Annotated in this window: 21 protein-coding genes; 7 read left to right on the top strand and 14 right to left on the bottom strand. The window is 55.5% G+C overall.

What is annotated here, in order from left to right:
* The first annotated feature begins 5 nt into the window (after positions 1–5).
* The 3 genes from sctS to sctU are packed head-to-tail and all read left to right on the top strand — an operon-like array spanning position 6 to position 2,166.
* On the top strand, positions 6–266 hold the full coding sequence (gene sctS / locus EDC54_RS09915; RefSeq protein ID WP_132455701.1) for a type III secretion system export apparatus subunit SctS: 261 nt from the start codon (positions 6–8) through the stop codon (positions 264–266).
* A gap of 6 nt (positions 267–272) precedes the next feature.
* On the top strand, positions 273–1,073 hold the full coding sequence (sctT, locus tag EDC54_RS09920) for a type III secretion system export apparatus subunit SctT (RefSeq protein ID WP_132455703.1): 801 nt from the start codon (positions 273–275) through the stop codon (positions 1,071–1,073).
* 13 nt (positions 1,074–1,086) lie between these two features.
* On the top strand, positions 1,087–2,166 hold the full coding sequence (sctU, locus tag EDC54_RS09925; protein WP_132455705.1) for a type III secretion system export apparatus subunit SctU: 1,080 nt from the start codon (positions 1,087–1,089) through the stop codon (positions 2,164–2,166).
* A 36-nt stretch (positions 2,167–2,202) separates the two neighbouring features.
* Here sctU and EDC54_RS09930 read toward each other — a convergent pair whose 3' ends face one another.
* The gene (locus EDC54_RS09930) at positions 2,203–3,132 is read right to left on the bottom strand and encodes a LysR family transcriptional regulator (protein ID WP_132455707.1); all 930 of its coding nucleotides are present in this window, start codon (positions 3,130–3,132) and stop codon (positions 2,203–2,205) included.
* A 143-nt stretch (positions 3,133–3,275) separates the two neighbouring features.
* On the opposite strand from EDC54_RS09930, the gene EDC54_RS09935 reads away from it, so the two are divergent.
* Positions 3,276–4,694: a M20 family metallopeptidase gene (locus EDC54_RS09935; protein WP_132455709.1), complete on the top strand. Its 1,419-nt coding sequence runs from the start codon at positions 3,276–3,278 to the stop codon at positions 4,692–4,694.
* 141 nt (positions 4,695–4,835) lie between these two features.
* Here the strand turns inward: EDC54_RS09935 and EDC54_RS09940 are convergent, their stop codons facing one another.
* The 4 genes from EDC54_RS09940 to EDC54_RS09955 form a co-directional block, all read right to left on the bottom strand.
* Positions 4,836–5,645 (bottom strand): MetQ/NlpA family ABC transporter substrate-binding protein, encoded by an 810-nt coding sequence (locus EDC54_RS09940; protein WP_132455711.1) that lies wholly within the window; start codon positions 5,643–5,645, stop codon positions 4,836–4,838.
* Between the two features lie 303 nt (positions 5,646–5,948).
* Positions 5,949–7,061 (bottom strand): o-succinylbenzoate synthase, encoded by a 1,113-nt coding sequence (gene menC, locus EDC54_RS09945; protein ID WP_132455713.1) that lies wholly within the window; start codon positions 7,059–7,061, stop codon positions 5,949–5,951.
* A gap of 22 nt (positions 7,062–7,083) precedes the next feature.
* Positions 7,084–7,743 carry a methionine ABC transporter permease gene (locus EDC54_RS09950; protein WP_132455715.1) on the bottom strand — a complete coding sequence of 220 codons (660 nt, stop codon included), beginning with the start codon at positions 7,741–7,743 and terminating at the stop codon, positions 7,084–7,086.
* Positions 7,736–8,758, bottom strand: coding sequence for a methionine ABC transporter ATP-binding protein (locus tag EDC54_RS09955; protein ID WP_132455717.1), 1,023 nt, complete (start codon positions 8,756–8,758; stop codon positions 7,736–7,738). Before EDC54_RS09955 ends, EDC54_RS09950 begins: the two co-directional genes overlap by 8 nt.
* A gap of 494 nt (positions 8,759–9,252) precedes the next feature.
* Between EDC54_RS09955 and EDC54_RS09960 the strand changes: the two genes are divergently transcribed.
* Positions 9,253–10,581 (top strand): acid phosphatase, encoded by a 1,329-nt coding sequence (locus tag EDC54_RS09960; protein WP_132455719.1) that lies wholly within the window; start codon positions 9,253–9,255, stop codon positions 10,579–10,581.
* Between the two features lie 19 nt (positions 10,582–10,600).
* Here EDC54_RS09960 and EDC54_RS09965 read toward each other — a convergent pair whose 3' ends face one another.
* From EDC54_RS09965 to EDC54_RS10000, 8 genes are all read right to left on the bottom strand, one after another.
* On the bottom strand, positions 10,601–11,899 hold the full coding sequence (locus EDC54_RS09965; protein ID WP_132455721.1) for an aspartate aminotransferase family protein: 1,299 nt from the start codon (positions 11,897–11,899) through the stop codon (positions 10,601–10,603).
* Positions 11,896–13,020, bottom strand: coding sequence for a phosphotransferase (locus tag EDC54_RS09970; protein ID WP_132455723.1), 1,125 nt, complete (start codon positions 13,018–13,020; stop codon positions 11,896–11,898). The genes EDC54_RS09965 and EDC54_RS09970 overlap by 4 nt, the downstream gene beginning before the upstream one ends.
* A complete protein-coding gene (locus EDC54_RS09975) occupies positions 13,013–13,747 on the bottom strand; it encodes an SDR family NAD(P)-dependent oxidoreductase (RefSeq protein WP_132455725.1) in 735 nt (244 codons plus the stop codon). The genes EDC54_RS09970 and EDC54_RS09975 overlap by 8 nt, the downstream gene beginning before the upstream one ends.
* A gap of 30 nt (positions 13,748–13,777) precedes the next feature.
* Positions 13,778–14,596, bottom strand: coding sequence for an ABC transporter permease (locus EDC54_RS09980; RefSeq protein ID WP_132455727.1), 819 nt, complete (start codon positions 14,594–14,596; stop codon positions 13,778–13,780).
* 39 nt (positions 14,597–14,635) lie between these two features.
* The gene (locus EDC54_RS09985; protein ID WP_132455729.1) at positions 14,636–15,904 is read right to left on the bottom strand and encodes an ABC transporter permease; all 1,269 of its coding nucleotides are present in this window, start codon (positions 15,902–15,904) and stop codon (positions 14,636–14,638) included.
* 41 nt (positions 15,905–15,945) lie between these two features.
* On the bottom strand, positions 15,946–17,025 hold the full coding sequence (locus EDC54_RS09990) for an ABC transporter substrate-binding protein (protein ID WP_132455731.1): 1,080 nt from the start codon (positions 17,023–17,025) through the stop codon (positions 15,946–15,948).
* Positions 17,026–17,381: 356 nt separating this feature from the next.
* Entirely contained in the window at positions 17,382–18,845 is a 1,464-nt protein-coding gene (locus EDC54_RS09995) for an NAD-dependent succinate-semialdehyde dehydrogenase (protein ID WP_132455733.1), read from the bottom strand.
* Positions 18,846–18,860: 15 nt separating this feature from the next.
* Positions 18,861–20,126, bottom strand: coding sequence for a 4-aminobutyrate--2-oxoglutarate transaminase (locus EDC54_RS10000; RefSeq protein WP_132455735.1), 1,266 nt, complete (start codon positions 20,124–20,126; stop codon positions 18,861–18,863).
* 114 nt (positions 20,127–20,240) lie between these two features.
* Between EDC54_RS10000 and pdxR the strand changes: the two genes are divergently transcribed.
* Entirely contained in the window at positions 20,241–21,734 is a 1,494-nt protein-coding gene (gene pdxR / locus EDC54_RS10005) for a MocR-like pyridoxine biosynthesis transcription factor PdxR (RefSeq protein WP_132455737.1), read from the top strand.
* Between the two features lie 181 nt (positions 21,735–21,915).
* On the top strand, positions 21,916–23,010 hold the full coding sequence (locus EDC54_RS10010; RefSeq protein WP_132455739.1) for an ABC transporter ATP-binding protein: 1,095 nt from the start codon (positions 21,916–21,918) through the stop codon (positions 23,008–23,010).
* Between the two features lie 147 nt (positions 23,011–23,157).
* Here EDC54_RS10010 and EDC54_RS10020 read toward each other — a convergent pair whose 3' ends face one another.
* Positions 23,158–23,406 carry a GlsB/YeaQ/YmgE family stress response membrane protein gene (locus EDC54_RS10020; protein ID WP_132455741.1) on the bottom strand — a complete coding sequence of 83 codons (249 nt, stop codon included), beginning with the start codon at positions 23,404–23,406 and terminating at the stop codon, positions 23,158–23,160.
* Positions 23,407–23,423: the final 17 nt, after the last annotated feature.

The following is a 23,423-nucleotide window of genomic DNA, read 5'->3' on the forward strand; positions in this document are numbered from 1 at the left end:
CTGCGATGGAAATTATCACGCTTTTCCGCCAGGCCATGGTGATGGTCGTGTTGCTCTCTGCGCCGCCGCTGCTGGTGGCCGTGATCGTCGGCGTACTGGTCTCGCTGCTGCAAGCGGTGATGCAGCTACAGGATCAAACGCTGCCCTTCGCCGTCAAACTGATTTCTGTGGGGCTGGCGCTGGCCTTGTCCGGACGCTGGATCGGCGTCGAACTGATGCAGTTGGCGATAACCGCATTCAATATGATTGCGCATACCGGGGTATAAATCCGCATGATCGCCACCATACAGCACGTTTATGACTTTATCATCGCCATAACGCTCGGCATCGCCCGGCTATACCCTTGCTTCATTCTGGTGCCGGTTTTTTCACTCAACGTACTGAAAGGCACGCTGCGTAACGCCGTCGTGATCTCCCTGACGCTGTTGCCCGCCCCGATTGTGCAACAGCAACTCCTGCTGACGCCCTTGTCCTGGCCGATGCTGCCCGGCCTGTTGCTGAAGGAGATCGTCGTGGGATTACTTCTCGCGTTAATTCTGGCGATGCCGTTCTGGATGTTTGAATCCGTCGGCGCGCTGTTTGATAACCAACGAGGCGCATTAATGGGCGGTCAACTTAACCCGGCTTTAGGCTCAGATGCCACGCCGCTCGGCCATCTGCTAAAACAAACCCTCATTCTGCTACTGATCATCGGCATCGGCCTGAAAGGACTGACGCAGCTGTTATGGGATAGCTACCAAATCTGGCCGGTCTTGTCCTGGCTTCCCGCCCCCGGCGAACAAGGGTTTGAGGTGTATCTCAACCTGCTGGCCACGACCTTTACCCATCTGGTCGTGTATGCCGGGCCGTTGGTGGCGCTACTGCTGTTGCTGGAGTTCAGCATCGCATTGCTCAGCCTGTATAGCCCGCAGCTTCAGGTGTTCATCCTGTCGATTCCGGCCAAGTGTCTGGTCGGGATGGCGTTTTTCATCGTGTATTTACCCGTGCTTCAGTATCTGGGCGACCACAAACTTCAGGGCCTGCCTGATCTCAAGCATCTGCTTCCGCTGCTTATCGCAGCCCCCAACAGCTGACAAGGCGACGCCAATGAGCGAAAAAACGGAACAGCCAACCGAGAAAAAACTGGAAGATGCGCGTCGTAAAGGGGAAGTCGGACAAAGTCAGGATGTCCCCAAACTGCTGATTTGCATCGGCCTGTTGGAATGTGTGCTGGCGCTGGCAAACAGCACCATGGGGAAACTGCAAACGCTGGTGCAACTGCCGCTACAGCGACTGGACGCCCCGTTTGCACAGGTGGCGAAAGAGGTGTTTCACGATGCCGCCATGCTGGCGGGCACGCTCTGCCTGCTGTCAGCCTCAATTGCCGTGCTGCTGCGCATCGCCGGCGGCTGGATCCAATACGGGCCGCTGTTTGCGCCCGAAGCGCTGAAATTCGATCTTAACCGACTGAATCCGATCAACCAGTTCAAGCAGATGTTTTCAATGCGCAAGCTGGTGGAGATGCTGACCAATATTCTGAAAGCGATGGTCATCGGCACCATTTTTTACAAGGTGGTCGTCCCGGAGCTGGAAGCGCTGGTTGAACTGGCCTACGGCGACCTGAACGGGTTCTGGCAAGGCGTTAAAGCGCTACTGACTCGCATCGCCCGCACGACGCTGACGGCGCTACTGGTGTTGTCCGTCATGGATTTCGGCCTGCAAAAATATTTCTTTCTCAAGCAGCAGCGCATGAGCCATGAAGATTTACGCAACGAGCACAAAAATTCCGAAGGCGATCCGCATATGAAAGGCCACCGTAAATCACTGGCGCGAGAGATGATGAATGAACCCGCCGCGCCGCGCCCCAAGGCAAAAGTCGAAGACGCCGATATGCTGTTGATCAACCCCACGCACTATGCGGTGGGACTCTACTATCGCCCCGGTCAAACGCCGCTGCCGCGCATCTTGTTTAAAGGGGAAAACCAAACGGCGCGGGAACTCATCGAACAGGCGAAAAAAGCGAACATTCCGGTGATTCGCTTCATCTGGTTGACCCGCACGCTCTACCGCACGACGTCGGAAGGTCATTACATTCCGCGCGAGACGCTTCAGGCGGTGGCTCAGGTGTATCGCCTCTTGCGCCAGCTCGAAGACGAGCAAAAAGGTGACATTATTGAGATGGAGTGAAACGCCGAGCGCGATGCGTAAAGGCGTCGTATGCCGTTATGACGCCGCCGCAACCTGACTCAGGTAATACGCCTCTCCCTGACGCAGCTCCGCCATCATAAACGCCAGGAATGCCCGCTGCTGCGGCGCATGCACCTTCCCCGCCAGCGTTTGCACCTGAAGCGAACGCTGGTCGAGCTGCTTAATATTCAAGGGTTTCAGGCAGATCGGCGCCTGTAAGCACTTGTACATGACGGAATAGAAGCTACACGCCGTGATGGCCCCCGGCGCGCTCATCGCATAATCATAAAGCGTGGTGAAGTTGTTGCAGCACAGCGTTGGTTCGAGAAATGTCCCGTTCATCCGGCACGAGAGATCGAAAAGCTGTCGCAACGTGGTGGAAGGCTCCGGCAATGCCAGCGGGAAAGGATGCAGATCGGTCAGATGGACAGAACGCTGTGCCAGCGGGTGTTCATCTGACATCAATAGCATCAGCGGCGCAGGCAGCGCCAGTTCGACATTGACGCCCTGCTCGGGCGCCAGCGCAAACTGGAGTGCGATATCGACTTCACCGTTACGAATCATCTGGGACACCTGCATCGCGGAATCGACCTTCAGCGCAAAGGTGATATCCGGATCCTGCTGTCGAAAACGTGCAAACAGCGTGGGCAGCAGATCGAACGCCATCCCCTCGGTACAGCCGATGCGCAGCAGCGCCCGGCGACTGGCTTTTAACCCCTGAATTTCCGCGACGGCGGCTTCCATGTCCATCATGCTTTTGCGCACATGATTTTCCAGAATCCGCCCGGCGTCGTTCAGCACCATCCCCCGGGCGTGACGGTCGAACAGCGGCACGCCGATGCGCTCTTCCAGCCGCTGGATCTGACGACTGATCGCAGAAACCGCGACAAACAGGTGCTGACTGGCGGCGCTGAGTGAACCCGTGGTTGCAACCACCAAAAAGTAACGGATTTCACTGCTGTGCATAGCGGTATTCCTTTCAGGTAAAACGGGGCATCAGTCAGGCTTATATTAAAAGCAAAGCTTGATTGCAAATTTTATTATTGTTGCAAAGCTCGTTTTTTCTTTAAATACCGGTAACTTCAGCACATTATCCAGCAAGGAAAGGCATGACCAGCGCAGACCTTATTCGTATCGCCTGTGAGCGTTTCGATCGCGGAGAGTTCAAACAGACGCTGGCCCGGCGTATCGCCCATGCCAGCGAAAGTCAGAAAGCGGAAAATCAGGCCGCGCTGAGCCGCTATCTGACCGACGAGATCCAGCCTGCGTTGCAGGCGATGGGCTTCAGGGTGACGCGTCTGAACGTATCAGGAGAACCCCATCCCCCTTTTCTGCTGGCCGAACGCATCGAAGATCCCAGCCTGCCGACGGTGCTGTCTTACGGCCACGGCGATGTGGTGTTCGGTGATGAAGAAAACTGGCGCGATGGGCTTACGCCCTGGGCATTGGTGGAAGAAGGCGACCGCTGGTATGGGCGTGGCTGTGCCGACAATAAAGGCCAGCACAGCATCAACCTGATGGCGCTGGAACAGGTGTTTCAGGCGCGCGGCCAGCGTCTGGGCTTCAACTGCAAACTGCTGTTCGAGATGGGCGAAGAAATCGGCTCACCGGGCCTTGCCGACCTGTGCCGCCAGTATAAACAGGCTTTGGCCGCCGATATTTTTATCGCTTCCGACGGCCCTCGCCTCAGCGCCGAACGCCCGACGCTGTTTCTCGGCTCCCGCGGCTGCGTGAATTTCCGCCTGCACATTAAGGCGCGCGATCGGGCATACCACTCCGGTAACTGGGGCGGGCTGCTGAGCAATCCGGGGACGCAGTTGGCAAACGCCGTGGCCAGTCTGGTGGATGAACAAGGACGGATGAAGATCGACGCCCTGCTCCCGCCGCCGTTAACGCCGGCACTACGCAAGATTCTCAGCACGGTCGTCCCTGCCGGCAGCGCAGACGATCCGCCGATGGATGAAAACTGGGGCGCCGAAGGGCTCACGCCTGCCGAGCGGCTATTTGGCTGGAACACGCTGGAAGTGCTGTCGTTCATTACCGGCAATCCACACCAGCCGGTAAACGCGATCCCCGCCGAGGCGACGGCAATTTGTCAGCTGCGCTTTGTGGTTGGTACCGACTGGCAACATCTGGCGCAACATATGCGTCAGCACCTCGACCGGCACGGCTGCGCGCACGTAGACGTTGAGGTGCTTAACACCTCTCCAGCGACGCGCTTTAATCCCGAAGATCCGCTGGTCAACTGGACGCTGGCATTGATGCAACACATCAGCGGTAAACAGCCCGCGCTGTTACCGAATTTAGGCGGGTCGCTACCTAATGACGTTTTTGCCGACATCCTCGGCCTGCCGACGTTGTGGATCCCCCACTCCTATCCGGCATGCGGTCAGCACGCGGTCAACGAACACCTGCTGAAATCCGTCGCCCGCGAAGGATTAGCGATCATGACCGGCCTGTTCTGGGAACTGGGGGAGCAAGGGCGTACGCGATTAGAAGAGCATAGAGCGTATGTACGCCAGAAGTGATGTTGAGAGCCTGTTTTTCCGGCGTATCCTGACATCAGAAATGATGCCGAGATGAGAAGGACAGCCGCGTGAGCGACAGGATGCCGCGAAAGCCAGTGCCGCAGTTCTGACTGACGCGGCACTGGCGACTTGAAAGAAGAATTATTTCTTCATCCACTCAGGTTTCTGGAACGCATTGAACATGGAGTTTTTATCCTCAAAGAACGCGGCGAACTCCGGAGACTGAACGGCGGCTTTCAGATCCTGAGCAAACGGTTTGTCGGCATCTTCCGCCCGCACGACAATCATGTTTTTCAGATCTTCCGGCAGCACATCCAGTTGAATCGCGTCAGACAGCTTCAGGCCGGCGGAAATCGCGAAGTTAGCGTTAATCAGCGAGCCGGTTACGCCCCCCAGCGCGCGCGGCAGCTGTGCGGCTTCCAGCGGTTTAAACACCAGCCCTTTCGGGTTTTCAGTGATATCACGCAGCGAGGCTTTGGTCGGTGTAATCTCTGGATTGATCTTGATCAGACCGTATTTTTGCAGGAAATCCAGCGAGCGCGCCAGATTGGACGGATCGTTTGGCAGCGTCACGATATCGCCCGCTTTCAGTTCATCCAGCGAGCGGACTTTGTTGGAGTAAAAGCCCATGCTGGCGGTCGGCACGGTGATCACTTCCGCCAGTTTTAACCCCTTGTCCGCACTGAAACGGTCAAGATAGCGGCGGTTTTGGAACAGGTTGGCGTCGATACTTTTATTCGACAGCGCCAGGTTCGGCTGGATGTAGTCGCTGAATTCGCGCACTTTTACGTCGTAGCCTTTTTTCACCATCTCCGGTTTGATCGCTTTCGTGACCATATCACCGTACGGCCCCGGCGATACGCCGATGGTGATTTCTTTGCCTGAATCTGCTGCGTAAGCCTGAGAGATGCCCAGCGCCAGCATGAGTGGAATAAGTTTTTTCAATCGCATCGTCGCGTTCCTGTCTGTCCGATTTAGTCAGTGTTTACCGTTTGCTAACGGCATTCTCGTTATTGTTATATAGAGCGCCAGCACAGGGCTAAGGTCGAGATACCAGGAGCGGCCACGGTGCGAGGCTTCCCTGCGGGGACCTCATCACCGTGCTTTTCCCTAAATCCATACTCTTATGCCCTGCGTGGCATCGCTCATTATTTTTTCTATTTTTATAACGTTATTCCCTGGTGTTGGATAACGTTTTACTGCTCACATGTTTTACTAAAAAAGGCTTACTAAAAAATCGTTAATCAACATCCGTTAAAACAAAAAGGTTTCCTGTCCGTAGCAATATTTATCATACAGTTCAGGGTTGATATCGAAGCCGATACCCGGTTTATTTGGCACCGCAACGCAGCTGTCCTTGTCTAATTCGACAAATGGCAGCATGAAGTCTTCATGCCAGTAGCGGGAAGACGGTGGAATATCGTGCGCGTAGAGAAAGTTCGGCAGCGTTGATACCGCAATGTTGTGCGCTTTACCGACCGCCGTATCCAGCATGCCGCCGCACCACACCGGAATATTGTGCGCCTGACAGTAGTCATGAATCAGCTTGGTTTCAGTAATGCCGCCGACGCGCGCCACTTTAATATTGATGATTTTGGCGCTGCCCAGTTCTATCGCTTTACGCGCATCCTCGACCGAGGCAATACTTTCATCCAGACAGATCGGCGTATTCACTGCGGCCTGAAGTTTACGGTGGTCGATAATATCGTCGTGCGCCAGCGGTTGTTCAATCATCAGCAAATTGAACTTATCAATGCGCTTAAAGAAATCAATATCGTCCAGCGTATAGGCGGAATTGGCGTCCACCATCAGCGTAATATCGCCAAAGGTCTCACGCAGCGCCGCAATATAGTCGTAGTCTTTTCCCGGCTTGATTTTTATTTTGATGCGCTTGTAGCCTTCGTTCAGGAAACTATCGACCACGCTGACTAATTTATCCGGCGTGTCCTGAATACCGATACTGACACCGGCTTCGACTTTATTTCGCACGCCGCCCAGTAATTGATGCAACGGCACGCCTTTTATCTTCGCGTAAGCATCCCAAATACCGCCTTCGATGGCCGCTTTAGCGCAGTTATTACGCTTTACCGGCGCGAAAATATCGCGCACCTGCGAAGGATGTTCAATCTCACCGGCCTGCTTAATCATCGGGATCAGGAAGTCACGCATAATATGCCAGGCGGTCACGTTGGTTTCTTCGTTATAAAACGGCAGCGAGATTGCTGAACAATCGCCGTAACCAATCTGCCCTCCGGCGTGAACTTCCGCGATGGAGAAGTGTTTTTCCGTCTGCGTGGCAAAGCTGGTGGTAAAAGGCGTTTTCAGCGCCATTTTCATTTTTCGTAATACGATTTTGTCTATTTTCATGCTATTTCTCTGCTGCCCTGAATTAGCGACGTTCGCGCTTATTGGCTTTTTTCGCCAGCACATCGCCCAGCGACTGTACCACCTGCACCAGCACCACTAGCGCAATCACGGTCACAACCATCACTTCCGTTTCATAACGGTAGTAGCCAAAACGGATCGCCAGATCGCCGACACCGCCACCGCCGACAATCCCGGCCATCGCCGAGTAGCCAATCAGACTGACCAGCGTGATCGTCAGGCCGCGTAATAACCCCGCCAACGCTTCCGGCAACAGAACGGTCGCAATGATGCGCGTCGGGCTGGCGCCAAAGGCTTCCGCCGCTTCCACAATTCCCGGATCGACTTCGCGCAGCGCGGAATCCACCAAGCGGGCATAGAAGGCGATTGCCGCCACGGACATGGGCACCGACGCCGCCACCGGTCCGATCGTATTACCCAACAGCATCTGCGTTAACGGTAATAGCAGCACCAGCAGGATCACAAACGGGATCGAACGGATAATATTCACCAGAATGGTTGAAACCAGATAAACAAAGCGGTTTTGCCAGAATAAATGACGATCGGTCACATAAATGGCGACGCCCAGCGGCAGCCCGAAGATGACGGCGCAGAGCGTGGAAATACCCACCATCGTGAAGGTTTCACCGAAGGCGAAGATTAATTCACCGAATAACTCAGTCATTGATGACCTCCACCCCAAAGGTATTCTGTCGAATATAAGCAATCGCGGCGGCGAGATTATTCGCCGTCGGATCGTCACGATAGGAAATCTGGGCGATAATATGTCCCAGCGCCCGATCGTTAATGTATTCAATATTGCCGTGCAGAATATTTACCGATACCTGAAACTGCTGTGCGACGTCAGATAATATCGGTTGTTCCACCGAATCATCGGCAAAAAGTATTTTCAGCAGGACGCCTTTATTATTCAGCTTAAAGCGTTCAGGTAATTCGACCGGGCTGGTATGACTCACCAGTTGTTTGGTGTAGGCGTGTTGAGGCGACGAGAAGATCGTAAAGACCTCACCCTCTTCCACAATATTGCCGCCGTTCATCACCGCCATACGCTGACAAATACTTTTTATAACGCTCATTTCATGGGAAATCAGCACGATCGTGATCCCCAAACGCGCATTGATACTTTTTAACAGTGTCAGAATAGACGCCGACGTTTCCAAATCCAGCGCTGAGGTCGGCTCATCACACAACAGCACTTCCGGGTGGTTGGCAATCGCGCGGGCAATACCCACGCGCTGTTTCTGCCCGCCGCTCAACTGTGCCGGATAAGACTGGCCCTTATCCTGTAGCCCAACCAGCGCCAGAATTTCCGGCACGCGCGCGGCAATCTCTTCTTTACGCTTGCCTGCCGCACGCAGGCTGAACGCCACGTTGTCATACACATTGCGGGTATGCATCAGATTAAAATGCTGGAAAATCATCCCGATACGCTGTCGATGCTGACGCAATTCACGACCACGAGCATTGCTGATCAGCGTCTCGCCCAGAAACACGCGCCCTTCCGTTGGCCGCTGCAACAGATTGATCGTCCGCAGCAACGTACTTTTCCCTGCGCCGCTGGTCCCGACAATCCCAAACACTTCCCCCTGCTGAATGGTCAGGTTGACGTTGTTTACCGCTCTGGACTGTGCCTGTTTACCGGCGGAAAAATCAACGCTCACATTTTCTAACCGAATCATTACCCGACTCACTCCTGTTGCGTTACTTTATTTATTGGCGTTGTTCAGGCAAACGAGTGCCTGTTTGATAAAAGGACAAGGCATCACCTCTCTTTTTTCGCATGGCTGTCGAGGATAAACGCCTGTTGATTGAGGAATTACCGGGCAACGCTGTCTGTTATTCGCGTGGTGAACATAATAATTACTTATAAATCAATGAAGTAATATAATAAAGCGTTTGTTTAAAGTAGAGAGAAATGAGCTTTGCGTCAATGATAAAAAAAGCAAATCACCTTTCTGTTTTTTAGAATCTTTTTATGCTTTTTCCGTTTACGACGACACGTTGGCCCGGACTTCATACGCCTTTTCCCCTTCCCGCCGTCGCAAAACAAAATAAATGATGACAATCCGTTGATAACCATTTCAAAAAATATCATGAAACATTGCCGTCACAACCACCGCCTAGCCTGATCCCGCTTCAGCAAACATTTCTTCTCTCAATAAAGGATGCCGCCATGCGTGACCATTCCCGTGTTTTCTCTGCGATCGGCAGCTTATCGGTAGTACGGGTATTACCGATAGCCAGCCTCTTTCTGTTACCGCTTCCTGGATTTTCGGCTCCGTCCCAGCCGGACAGTGCAACAATCAGCGCCATCGTCGAGTCCACCACGCAGGCCAGCCATCGCCCTCAGGTGATTGAAATGGAACGCGCGATCCGGTCCGCGCTGCGTAAGGCGATCCAGGGGGATGCGCCGCAGATCACCCGTAAACAGTTGGAGTCGGCGACACAAACGGCGCAGAGGGCCGATACCGCGTGGCTGAGCGCCAGCGGTTATGATTTCGCGGTAACCGCGAATCAGCAGGCAGGTATTGCGTTATTGGCATCGTTCTCATCGCTTTCCGCCGAGGTTTTGCAGAAGAATACGGCTATCGTCACGCGCATTAATCGCGACGCGACCGAGGGACAACGTGAACAGGCGCTGGTCGATGCCCAGGGGGTCAACTATCTCTATTTCCTGGCTGACGCGCTGGGTCCGAAACTCGCTAATGCGTTTATCGGCGCGTATGATCGCGGCGAACTGCGCAAAGCGGCGGCGTTAATTAAGGCTTCTGAAATCAGTACCGCCGAAGCCAAACGCCACTTCAACTATCCCCGTCCTTTTCTCCAGCCGAATAACACCCTCCATCTGGTGCCGGATACCGTCGTGATTGGCGATAACCAGCCTTACACGGCTTCCGGCGGCGCATTCCCGAGTGGACATACCAACACCGGTTATACCGATGCCCTGCTGCTGGCGGAAATGATCCCTGAGCGCTTTGTGCCGTTGATCGATCGCGCTGCGCGCTATGGCTATTCGCGTATTGTGCTGGGCGTCCATTATCCGCTGGACGTGATTGGTTCGCGAATGCTTGCCGAACGCAACGTGGCGCACGACCTTAACGATTCGCGCTACCGCCGGCTGTTTGAAGAGGCCAAAGCGGAGCTGCGTAGCGCGCTAGAAAAAGCGTGTGGCGCTTCGCTGAGCGTCTGCGCCCAAAATGCGCCACAGGATGATCCCTACACGGCGCCGCAAATGCAGACATTTTATCGCTACACCATGACATATGGCCTGCCGGCCCAGACGCATCACGCACCGACCGCCGCCATTGTTCCCGAAGGCGCCGATGTCCTGCTCGACGCCGTCCTGCCGCATCTCTCCGCGACTCAGCGCAGAAACCTGATGACGAAAACCGCGCTGCCCGACGGCTACCCGCTTTCTGGCGCAGCGGGCGAGACGGGCGAGCAAAATTTCTGGCAGCGTCTGAATCTGCATGATGCCGTGCAGTTGGCGCAGCACCCGTAATCGCGTTCTCTGTCAGTCACTATTCCCTGTGGGAGCCGATTACCGCCAGCACATCACGCAGCGTGGTTAAAAATAGATCGGCATGTTCTTCCTGAAACACCAGCGGCGGACGCACTTTCAGCACGTTCGCCGCGGGTCCCGTTGCGCTGATGAGCACGCCACGTTGGCGCATGGCATTCACCACCTGCAACGTCGATTCACTTGCCGGCGCTTTGCTTTCACGATCGTTGACCAGTTCCACGCCGATAAACAGACCGTAAGCCCGAATATCGCCAATCAACGGAAAATTCTGCGCCAACCGCTGTAACCCTTGCCGCAGGTATTGCCCCACGCGCAGCGCGTTCTGCTGCAATTGCTCTTCCCGAATGACCCGCAGTACCGCATGGGCAGTCTGGCAGGACACCGGATTGCCGCCGAACGTATTGAAATAGCGAACATCCCGCCCGAATGCATCGAACAGCGCGGAACGCCCAACCAGACCGGCGATAGGATGCCCGTTCCCCATCGGCTTCCCTAAACTCACCAAATCCGGGACGACACCGTGACGCGCAAAGCACCACATCGCTTCCCCGGTACGGCCAAAGCCCGGCTGGACTTCATCGGCAATAAACAGCCCCCCCGCCTGACGAATCAGCGCCGCCGCCTGCGCCATTTCGCCTTGCGGCGCACAGAACACCCCGTCGCTGGAAAAAAGGGTGTCCACCAACAGCGCAGCAGGACGAATACCTTCCTGCTGCATCTGCGCCAGTGCCTCACGAATACTGGTAATAAACGCGCCTGGCTGACGATAGGTATTGGGTGCTTCAATCAGCTTCACGTGACTGCCGCGCACAACGCCATCCCCCAGCGACGGCGACAGCTCCGCCAGCGCGCTGGTAACGCCGTGATACGCCCAGCGAGTCACCAAAATGCCCGTTCCTCCCGTGGTGTGCCGGGCAATGCGCAACGCCAGATCGTTGGCCTCGCTGCCGGTGCAGGTCAACATCAGGTTATTCAATTCGGCGGGGAATTCACTGAGCAAATCTTCCGCAAAATCGACAATTGCAGCGTGTAGATACCGCGTGTGGGTATTGAGCTGTGCGCTTTGTCGTGCCATCGCCTCAACCACCGCCGGATGACAATGCCCGACCGAAGCCACATTGTTATACACATCCAGATAGCGTTTCCCCTGATGATCGACCAGCCATACGCCCTCTCCACGCACGACGTGCAGCGGTTCTTCATAAAACAGGCGATAGCCGCTGCCCAATACCCGCTGACGACGCGCCAGCAATGCCGCTGTCGTTGTGATTTCAGAAGGGGTTTCTCTCTGATTCATTGCACAACCTCCGGGCAAACCTGCTGTAGACGCGTCACAAACTGCGAATGAGAATAGGCCGCGATACGTTGCAAGCGATGCCAACAGCGCGGCACATTACGCAGCAGATACTCGCGATTGTCGGGGTAGCGTGAGGCTCGCCATTGTGCAAGCGTCAGGATCAGCGCCATGCGGGTCGCAATTAAATCCGGTAACAGCACAATCTCCTCTCGCGCTAGCGGCCTCTGCTGGTGATACGCAGCAATAAAGGGGATAACATGCTCCAGCAGATCCGTCCCATCGCTGATTTGATACGCCAACGCGGTTGCCACTTCGCAAATTAGCGGGGCGAACACCGCATCGCCAAAATCGATAATGCCGGTCACACGCGTCGGTGACGCCCCTTCTACCAGTACGTTATGCGGATTCAGATCGTTATGAATGACCTGGCGGCGCAGCGTCGTCAAGGCTGGCGCGACGCAACCGTCATAGCGGTCAAAAATACGCCGAAGATGCTGATGCTGTTGCCGCTCAGAAATGAAATCGAGGTAAGGGCGCACCTGCTCTGCGCGGCTGATATCCCACAGCAACGAACGGTTCGCCGCCGGATGTGTAAAGCCGTAGAGCGCGTTGTCCAACTGCGCCAGCGTGCTTCCCAACTGCGACATCAATGCCGTCGAAGGCTCGTTCAGGTGCTGTGGCGTACCCGCCAGATAGCTCACCAGCCGCACGCGCAGCCGTGCGCCATCGATCTCAACGCATGTTTCCGCCCGCCCCGCTGTTGTCAGCCTGATGCGTGGTACGGAAAGTTCAGGCGCTCGTTGAGCCAGATGCAGCAGCAGCGCGGTCTGGAAATCGCTGACGTCGGCAGGTTCCGCCGCGTTGATCACCTTCAGCATATAGCGTTCATCTGGCGTGACCGTCAGGCAGAAATTGATATCGCGTTCCCCCTGAAGCCGCGCCATCTGCCCGGATAAGCCATATTCTTGCTGCGCGATAGCCAATGCCTGCTGGCAGGAAACCTGCGGCACGGCCTGCGTCATCAGATCGTCGTCATGCGATACCGCCTCGGCAAACACTGGCTGATTGGACACAAATGATGGGAACACGGGAAAAAGCGCAGTGGGTCGTCCGTCAGACATGCTGCCCTCCGTTGATGTGGATTTCCGCGCCGTTGACATAAGACGCGCCGGAGGTGCAGAGAAAATAGATCAGACTTGCCACCTCTTCGGGTTTCCCTAAGCGCTGCATCGGCACCTGCCGTTCAATGATGTCATCCGTACCGGGGGACAGAATCGAGGTTTCAATCTCCCCCGGCGCAATCGCATTCACGCGCACGCCGTGCGGACCAAAATCAAACGCCATTTCCCGCGTCAACGCGGACAAAGCGGCTTTTGAGGTGGCATAGGCTACGCCAGCAAAGGGATGAACGCGCGATCCGGCAATGGAGGTCACATTGATGACGCAACCCTGCGACGCTTTCAGCTCATCGAACAGGCCATTTGCCAACAGCGCGCAGGAAAACAGATTCACATTGAAGACCCGCAGCCAGGTCGCATAGTCCGTTTCGTGCACGCCCAGACGTTGCCCGCCTTCACCTTTGGGCGAAATCCCTGCGTTATCGACCAGCGCATCTAACCGACCGCCCAGCTTTTCTTTAATCAGCGGCAGCGTCTGTTGCAAGCTATCGATATCTTCCAAATCGAGATGAATGTGATTAAGCAACTTTTCTGCCCATGGGCACTCTTCAGCCCAGTTCTGACGCGACGCGGTGAAAATCCGCCACCCGGCCGCATGGAAATGCTTAACGGTGGCATGCCCGATCCCCCGACTGGCACCGGTCAACAATAATGTTTTTTGCGTTGTCATACCGAACCTCCTGAGCCATTTTGTACAATCTTAAATCCCACTCCGTAACCGTTCCGAGCGGCGGCGCAGGATTTCCATCACGATCAGCAGGATAAGTGCCGCCGCGACCATCATGGTCGCGGCGGCGGCGATGGTCGGATCGAGATTTTCACGGATGCCGGCAAACATCTGTAGCGGCAGCGTGCGCTGGCGCGGACTCGCGAGGAACAGCGTGACGATCACCTCATCAAACGACGTCGCGAATGCAAATAGCGCGCCGGAAAACACACCTGGCGCAATCAGCGGAAACGTCACCTTGCGAAAAGCCAGTAGCGGCGAGGCGCCCAGACTGGCGGCGGCACGCGTCAGGTTGTGATCGTAGTTCTTCAAGACTGCCGTAACCGTAATGACCACGAACGGCACCCCCAGCATCGCATGCGCCAGCACCAACCCCAGATAACTGTTCAGCAGCGACAGTTTGGCAAAGAAGAAAAACATCCCTACCGCCACAATCACCACGGGTGCAATCATCGGTGAAATCAGTACCGCCATCACCAGTGATTTACCGCGAAACTCTCCGCGTACCAGCCCCACCGATGCCAGCACGCCGAGCACCGTTGCCAGCAGCGTGGCCAGCGGCGCAATGAGCAGGCTATTGCCCAACGCCCCCAGCCACTCGCTGGAGTTGAAAAATTCGCGATACCAGCGCAGGGAAAATCCCGTCAGCGGGTAGCTCAGAAACGAACCCGCATTAAATGAAAGCGGAACAATCACCAGAACAGGGACAACCAGAAACAACAACATCGCCGCCCCGTAGAAATTAAAGAACGTGTTCCACAGACGAATAACCACTTCACCCTGCTGTCTCATTTGTTATCTCCCCCCAATATCAGGTTATGAATATCGCGCTTAATGTGCTGCGACTTCCGCATTGGTGCGCGTTACGCGGATGTACACCACATACAGCAGCGTGACGATAATCAGCAGTTGTGTACCCAGCGCGGCCGCCATTCCCCAGTTCATCGTGGTATTAGTGAAGAACGCGACAAAATAACTCAGCATCTGATCGCTCGGCCCGCCCAGCAGAGCAGGCGTAATGTAGTAGCCAATCGCCATCATGAAGACCAATAGCGCCCCAGCCGTCACGCCCGCGTACGTTTGCGGCACGTAAACTCGCCAGAACGCGATAAACGGATGTGCGCCCAGCGAAACGGCAGCGCGGACATAGTTCGGGGAAATACCTTTCATTACTGCGTACAGCGGCAGAATGAAGAACGGCAGCAGGATGTGGGTCATGGAGATATAGACCCCAATGCGGTTGAACACCAGCACCAACGGTTCATCGATGATGCCGATATTCATCAGCGAGCGGTTGATCAAACCGCCGGACTGCAACAGTACAATCCAGCTCGCCGTCCGTACGATTAGCGATGTCCAAAACGGCAGCAGCACCAGAATCAGCAACAGGTTGGCACGGTTAGACGGCTGTTTCGCCAGCCAATAGGCCAAAGGATAGCCCAACCCGACACACAGCAGCGTGACGACGCCCGCCATCACCAGCGTGCGCAACAGCACATCCACATACAGCGCCTGATCGGCAGGCTGCGCGACGATTTGCTGCGTAGTGGCATCGACTTTATGATCAAATACCGCCAGAAGGTAATAGCTGGTGAAAGGTCGGGTAGCGCGATCGAAGGTTTTCCAGGTCGCCAGTTCCCCCCACATCGGCTGCTCGCGTATCAGTTGCTCTCGAATATCGCTGCTGCCCTCAGCGGGCAGCTTACGCAATGTTCGGGTAATCAACGTCCGGTAATCCGCCCCTTCATATCCCAGACGTTTGGTGATTGTGCTCAGTTTTCCGCTGCTGCGGGCATCGCGCAAATCACTCACCAGCGCCCGAAAGACAGCTTCATCCGGTATATTATTGCCGGACCAAAGCCGCATCGCGGCAATGGTCTGTGGCATATTGTCGCGCAATTCCGGGTTAGACACGCTTTTCCCCAAAATCGAGGTGATCGGGAAGAGAAAACTCACCACGATAAACAGAAACAACGGCGCAATCAGCAGCAGAGAGCGTTTTTTATAGGCTTTCTGCGCGGTTGCTAATTGCTGTTTCAACGTCGAATCGTCGTCGAGTCCACCCGAGGGCGCAGCAGCGACGATATCACTTTGGGACATAGGCTCTTTCTCCATCATCACGTAAAGTCAATCACTGCGCCTTATTGAGCAGCCCAGGCATTGAAGCGTTGTTCCAGCTCTTCACCGTGGTCGATCCAAAACGCCGTGTCTACCTGCAAAGCCTGTGCCAGATTTTCTGGCGCTGTTGGCAGATTAGCCGCGATGGCAGGATCCAGCAGGCTGGTGGTTTTGACGTGCGTTGGGCCATATGGAATATTTTCCGCAAACACTTTCTGATTTTCCGGCTGGTTGGCAAAAGCGATAAACCGTTCCGCCAGCGCCTTGTGCCTGGAGCCTTTGACGATTGCCCAACTATCCAAATCGTAAATGCTGTCAGCCCAGACAATTTTGAAGTCATGCCCTTCTTTCTGTGCCGCCGCGACGCGACCGTTATACGCGGACGTCATCACGACATCGCCCGATACCAGCCATTGCAACGGCTGTGCGCCGGATTCCCACCACTGAATGTTTGATTTGATCTGATCCAGCTTTTTAAACGCGCGTTCGGCCCCCTGTGGCGTCGCCAGTACCGTGTAAAGATCGTCACGCTTCACACCATCGGCCAACAGCGCAATTTCCAGCGTAAATTTGGCGCTTTTACGCAGTGCGCGTTTGCCGGGGTAATCTTTCACATTCCAGAAATCGGCCCAGCTTTTCGGCGCCTGTTTCAGCTTCTGCGCGTTATAGGTCAAGACGGTTGACCACAGGAAAATTCCGGCGCCGCACTCGCTGACTGCCCCTTTGACAAATTGGGCCTGATCGCCCAACGTTGACCAGTCCAGCGGCTCAAATAAGCCTTCGTTACAGCCGCGCATCAGCTCAGGGCCTTCGACCTCTACGACGTCCCAGCCCACCTGCCCGGTTTCCACCATCGCCCGGATACGCGCCATTTCACCGTTATATTCACCGGCTTCTACCGTACCTTTTCCAGCAGCGGCGAACGGTTTGTAAAACGCCTTATCCTGTGCATCCTTGTTTAAACCGCCGAATGAAATCACCGTAACGGACTCCGCCTGCGCCTGGCAGGCCATCGTCACCAGAAAAGCCATGACCGCCACTTTTTTCAGTGCCGGACCGTTAAAAAAGCCTTTCGCTTTGGATATGTTATTGAGTATGGACATCGTTTCGCTCCTGGAGTGGTAATCAACGTAAAGGTCAAATGCGTATCACAATTCTGCATACCCTATTTTTTGCGCACCGCATGTTGATGCATCACGGATCAACATAACCCGCAAAAAATATGAGCATAAATTATGCCAATTCAAAGATTTTATTGATGTTTTGCTACAGCGGCGGCGGGAACGGTGGTGAAAAAAATCCGGCTTTCCTATACCTGATGAAACTTCGCCATTTTTGTCATGTTGTGGTGCAAATCGCCATTCCCTTGCACCATCCAAACACATTGCGTGTCCGGTATATGCGTGTCGATAGCGGCTACCGACACGCGTTTCTTACTAACGTTCGGGAGAACGCATTATCAGGAAAGATCGACGCAGAGATATTTCATTTCCAGATAGTCTTCAATCCCAAAGCGCGATCCCTCACGCCCCAGCCCGGACTGCTTCACCCCGCCAAACGGCGCGACCTCATTCGAAATCAGCCCGGTATTGATGCCGACCATGCCATAATCCAGCGCTTCCGGCACCGTCCACTGACGCACCGCGTTGCGTGTATAGACATAGGCCGCCAGCCCGAATTCGGTATCATTCGCCATCGCAATGACCTCAGCGTCATCATTGAAGCGGAACAGCGGCGCCACCGGCCCGAACGTTTCTTCGCGCGCGAAACGCATCTCACGCGTCACGTCGCCGACAATGGTTGGCATGAAGAATGTGCCCCCTCGTTCATGGCGTTTGCCGCCAAGCAGCAGCGTTGCCCCATGCGCTAGCGCATCGGCAATATGCTGTTCAACTTTGCTGACCGCGTTGCCATCAATGAGCGGCCCTTGCGTCACACCGGGTTCGGTGCCTTCCCCTACGTGCAACTTGCGTACCGCTTCAACCAGTCGCTCAACCAGCGCCGGGTAAATACCGTTCTGTACATAGATTCGATTGGCGCAAACGCAGGTCTGCCCGCTGTTGCGAAACTTTGAGGCCAGAATGCCGTTCACCGCCTGATCCACGTCCGCATCGTCAAAGACAATAAACGGCGCATTGCCGCCCAGTTCCAGCGACAGTTTCTTCACGGTCGGCGCGCACTGCGCCATCAGCATGCGGCCCACCTCGGTGGAACCGGTGAAGCTCAGCTTGCGCACGACCGGGCTATCACACAGCACTTTGCCGACCGACTGCGCATCGCCGACAATCACCTGTAACACGCCGCGCGGGATCCCCGCCTGTTGAGCCAGATCAGCCAGCGCCAGTGCGGTAAACGGCGTCTGTTCAGCCGGTTTAACGATCATCGTACAGCCCGCCGCCAGTGCCGGCGCAACTTTACGGGTAATCATCGCCGCCGGGAAATTCCACGGTGTGATCGCCGCGCAGACGCCGATTGGCTGCTTAATCACCATCAGTCGCTGCTGTCCTTGCGGCGATTGCAGCACGCTGCCTTCAATACGCTTCGCCTCTTCAGCAAACCAGTCGATAAAGCTGGTCGCGTAGGCAATTTCCCCCTGCGCTTCCGCCAGCGGTTTTCCCTGTTCCGCCGTCAGCAACGCGGCCAGATCCGCCTGATTTTCCATAATCAGGCGCGCCCATGCCTGTAACAACGCGGCACGCGCCTTGCCCGTCTTCTTACGCCACTCAACCAGAGCCTGCTCTGCGACCGCAATCGCCTGTTCGGTTTGTGACAACGTCACTAATGGTACGTGACCCAGCACCTCGCCCGTCGCCGGATTGGTCACGCTCAGGCGTTCACCGTTTTGGCTGTCTTGCCAGTCTCCGTCAATCAGACATTGCTGACGAAAGAGCGTTTGCTGTTTGAGTTGTACATGCTGTTCCATTGTAGGGTTCCTTTTTTATCGTGTGAGTACGCGTGTCAAAATGTTCAAAGCCTGGTTGAATTGTTCGTCAGGGATCGTCAGCGGGTACAGGAAGCGGATCACATTGCCATGTACGCCGCAGGTCAGTAACAGCAACCCTGCGTCTAACGCACTTTTCTGGCATTGACGGGCTATCTCTGCCGAAGGTTTACCGGTAGACGGATCGTTAAACTCTGCCGCCACCATGGATCCCTGCGCCCGGATGGCCACCCGTGCCGGACACCGCCCTTTGATCTGCTCCAGCGTATCCACCAGCGCATTGCCCAGACGCCGCGCCCGTTGGCACAAGTGCTCTTCTTCAATCACATCCAGTACCGCCAGCGCCGCCGCCACCGCCAGCGGGTTACCGGCATAAGTACCGCCCAGCCCGCCCGGCGCTGGCGCATCCATCACCTCTGCACGTCCAACCACGCCGGAGATCGGGAAGCCGCCGCCGAGGCTTTTCGCCATCGTGATGAGATCGGCCTGTTCTGCGTAATGTTCCATAGCAAACAGCTTGCCGGTGCGGGCAAACCCAGTCTGAACTTCGTCGGCGATCAGCAGAATGCCATGCTCGTTGCACAGCTTGCGCAAACCGTGGATGAAGGCGGGCGGCGCAATGTGGAAACCGCCTTCTCCCTGCACCGGCTCCAGCAAAATCGCCGCAACCTGATCGGCGGCAATGTCGGTGCGCATCAGGCGTTCAACGCTTTCCAGCGCCTGTTCGACGGTGATGCCATCTTGTTCATTCGGATAAAGCGCGTGAAAAATAGAGCCGGGGAACGGCCCGAACCCTGTCGAATAAGGCGCCACTTTGCCCGTCAGCGTCATGGTCAACAGCGTGCGACCGTGAAAAGCGGCATTGAAGGCAATCACGCCGGGCCGCCGGGTGTAGGCACGGGCGATTTTCACCGCGTTTTCCACCGCTTCCGCGCCAGTGGTAAAGAATGCCGTCTTCGCATCGCCGTCAATGGGCGCGAGCGCATTGATACGCTCGGACAAGGTGACATAGCTGCCGTAAGGCACAACCTGGTAAGCCGTGTGGGTAAAGCGATCTAACTGCTCGCGAACCGCGGCGACGATTTTCGGATGGCGATGGCCGGTGTTCAGTACCGCAATCCCGGCGGCGAAATCGATAAACTCGCGTCCTTCAACATCCCACAGGGTGCTGTTTTCCGCCCGCTCAGCATAGAAATCACACATGACGCCGACGCCACGTGGTGTCGCAGCCTGACGGCGTTGATTCAGTTCACTATTCTTCATGGTCTGCTCCGGTATCCCAAACACATCGGTTAGTCGTTGAAGATGATGGTGTCATTTAGACGCGAGATGGTTCTATAATCCAGTGCCAGTTTTGAATATTTTAAGGATCCACTTTTGCGCTCGCTCCTGACCGACTTATTGCTCCAGCGTTTAGCCAGCCAGCAGAACGGGGCGCTAAACAAACGTTTGTACGACAGCATCCGGCTGGCCATTCTCGATGGCGTGATTGCCGCCGGCCGGCGTCTTCCGTCATCGCGCGATCTGGCGCAGCAGCTGTCTCTGTCGCGTAATACCGTGCTGACGGCCTACGAACAGCTACTGGCTGAGGGCTATATCGAAGCACGTAAAGGAAGCGGGACCTTCGTCACGCAACAGTTGCCCGATGGCAATATGCTGCCGGTAAACAGCGAGAATCCCGGTGAACTCCGCGATCCCAAACATGAACTCTCGCGTCGCGGTATTCACCTGTTGGGTTATGCCGGCGCTTCCGCTCGCCAATGGGGCGCGTTTATGCCGGGCATCCCCGATATCGCCAGTTTTCCGCATGACTTATGGCGACGGATTCAGACCCGCCTGACTCGACGTATACGCCCTGAACAGCTTTCCTATTCCCCGGTTGGCGGCTGCCCGGAACTGCAACTCGCACTCGTGGATTACCTGCGCGTTGCCCGTTCCGTGGAATGCACGCCGGAGCAAATTCTGATTATCGAAGGCACCCATCAGGCGATGGATTTGCTCGCTAAAATGCTGTGTAACCCCGGTGATTTGGCGTGGATTGAAGATCCCTGTTACTGGGGAATTCGTAATGTCCTGACGATTAACGGCCTGCGCGTTGCGCCAGTCAATGTCGATGAACAAGGGCTGGCACCGCCGGATACGCTGTCTCCCGGAGCCGTCCCGCGCTTGATTTGCGTGACACCGTCACATCAGTATCCGTTGGGCGCGGTGATGAGCCTGACGCGCCGCCAGCGCCTGCTGGCACTGGCGCAGGAACACGGCTGCTGGGTAGTCGAAGATGATTATGATAGCGAATTCCGTTTTTCCGGTAGCCCGATCCCCGCCCTGCAAGGGCTACAAACGCAGTCCCCGGTGATCTACATCGGGACATTCAGCAAAACGCTCTACCCCGGCCTGCGCGTCAGCTACATGGTACTGCCGCCGCTGCTGGCGCACGCCCTGAAAACGGCGCATTCCGAACTCTATCGGGGCGGACGCTGGCTAACGCAGGCAACGCTTGCGGAATTTATCCGCGAAGGCCACTACGCCGCGCATATCCGTCGCATGCGCCTGCTGTATGCCCGCCGCCGCGCGTTATTGACGTCATTGATTGAAACGCATCTGGGCCCGGATTATGTCGGTGATAACAGCAACGCCGGGCTGCATATGTTGCTCATCCTGCCTTCCCATATCGATGACGTCGTGCTGAGCGCCGAGATTTTGCGCCGCGGCGTGATGGTAAAACCGCTTTCCAGTTACTACCTGCAACCCACCCCGCAGCGTGGTTTATTACTCGGCTACGCCAGCGTGGAAGAGAACCAAATGACACAGGCATTTGCCGTGATTGTGGCATGTATTCAGGCACTGAATTCGCGACATTCCGACGCCTGATCGCCTCCGTTTCCAGACGGGCCGATCCGCACCATTACGGTGATATCCGCCACCAGCACGCCCTATTCCGGCGCATCGGTTAGGGTATTCAACCACGTTTTAGCCCATTGGTCCCTGCTTGCTAAGCATCCGGCATGGTTTATGCATTCTTATGAATAACAGTGACTGCCGGAGAGTAAAAATGAGAAATTACGTCAGTTTCAGGAATGTTCAGAAGACCTACGACGGCGAGCGCCTGATCGTCAAAAACCTTAATCTGGATATCCGTGAAGGTGAATTTCTGACCCTGCTTGGGCCATCCGGCTCGGGAAAAACCACCAGTTTGATGATGCTCGCCGGGTTTGAGACCCCGACGCAGGGAGAAATCCTGCTGCGTGATGCGCCGCTGCACCATCTTCCGCCGCACCAGCGCGATATCGGTATGGTGTTTCAGAACTACGCCTTGTTTCCGCACATGACCGTGGCGGAAAATCTGGCGTTTCCGCTGTCTATCCGTCGTCTGAATCGTGCCGACATCAAAGAGAAGGTGGATCGGGTACTGGATCGCGTAAAACTCACCAATCTGGCCGATCGCTACCCTGCACAGATGTCCGGCGGTCAACAGCAGCGCGTGGCGCTGGCGCGGGCGTTGGTTTTCGAACCCAAGCTGGTGCTGATGGATGAACCGCTCGGTGCGCTGGATAAGCAACTTCGCGAACATATGCAGTTGGAAATCAAAGAGCTGCATCAGTCGCTGGAATTAACCGTGGTATACGTCACCCATGACCAGAGCGAAGCCATGACGATGTCCAATCGCGTCGCCGTATTTAACGATGGCGTGATCCAGCAGATGGACAGCCCTAGCGATATCTATGAAAAACCGGAAAACGCCTTTGTCGCGCAGTTTATCGGCGAAAACAATACGCTGATCGCCACTCGCGCCGAAGCCGAAGGCGCGTTCTATCGGGTAACGCTGGACGACGGTACCTCGCTGCGGGCGCTAAAAGTTCGTCCCAGTTCACCGGGCCGAAAGATTACGCTCTGTATTCGCCCGGAACGCATTCACGTCAATGCGCCTCACGTCGATATCGGGATGCAGCAGGTCAGCGCTCGAATTCAGCAATTCATTTATTTGGGCGATCACGTCAGAATGATGACTGAAGTGGCTGGCCAGCCGCAGTTTATGGTGAAACTCCCCGCCAGCGAGATCCAACCGCACTGGAAGACCGGTACCGAAATCAACTTGTCGTGGCAGCCAGCGCACCTGCGTGCGCTGGATAGTATCGTGACGCATTAAAGACGTAGATGATGTAGATGATGTAGATGATGTAGATGATGTAGATGATGTAGATGATGTAGATGATGTAGATGATGTAGAAAAGTTACGTAGAAAAGGAATAAAGAAGAAGCATGTTGCCCCTGAACAGGGGCAACGGATACCGCATTAACCCCGAACCTTGCGGTACACCCACAGCACGACAATTGCGCCGACCACGGCCACCACAAAGCTGCCGAAGTTGAAGCCATCGACTCGACCAAACCCAAAGAAAACGCTGATATAGCCGCCCACAACTGCACCAATAATCCCAAGCAATACCGTCAGGATAAAGCCGCCGCCGTCTTTACCGGGCATAATCCACTTAGCCAAAATCCCCGCAATCAAGCCAAAAATAATCCAGGATAAAATACCCATACCTACTCCTCGCGTTT

This window comes from Samsonia erythrinae, from assembly GCF_004342665.1.
GTDB classification, from domain to species: Bacteria; Pseudomonadota; Gammaproteobacteria; order Enterobacterales; family Enterobacteriaceae; genus Samsonia; species Samsonia erythrinae.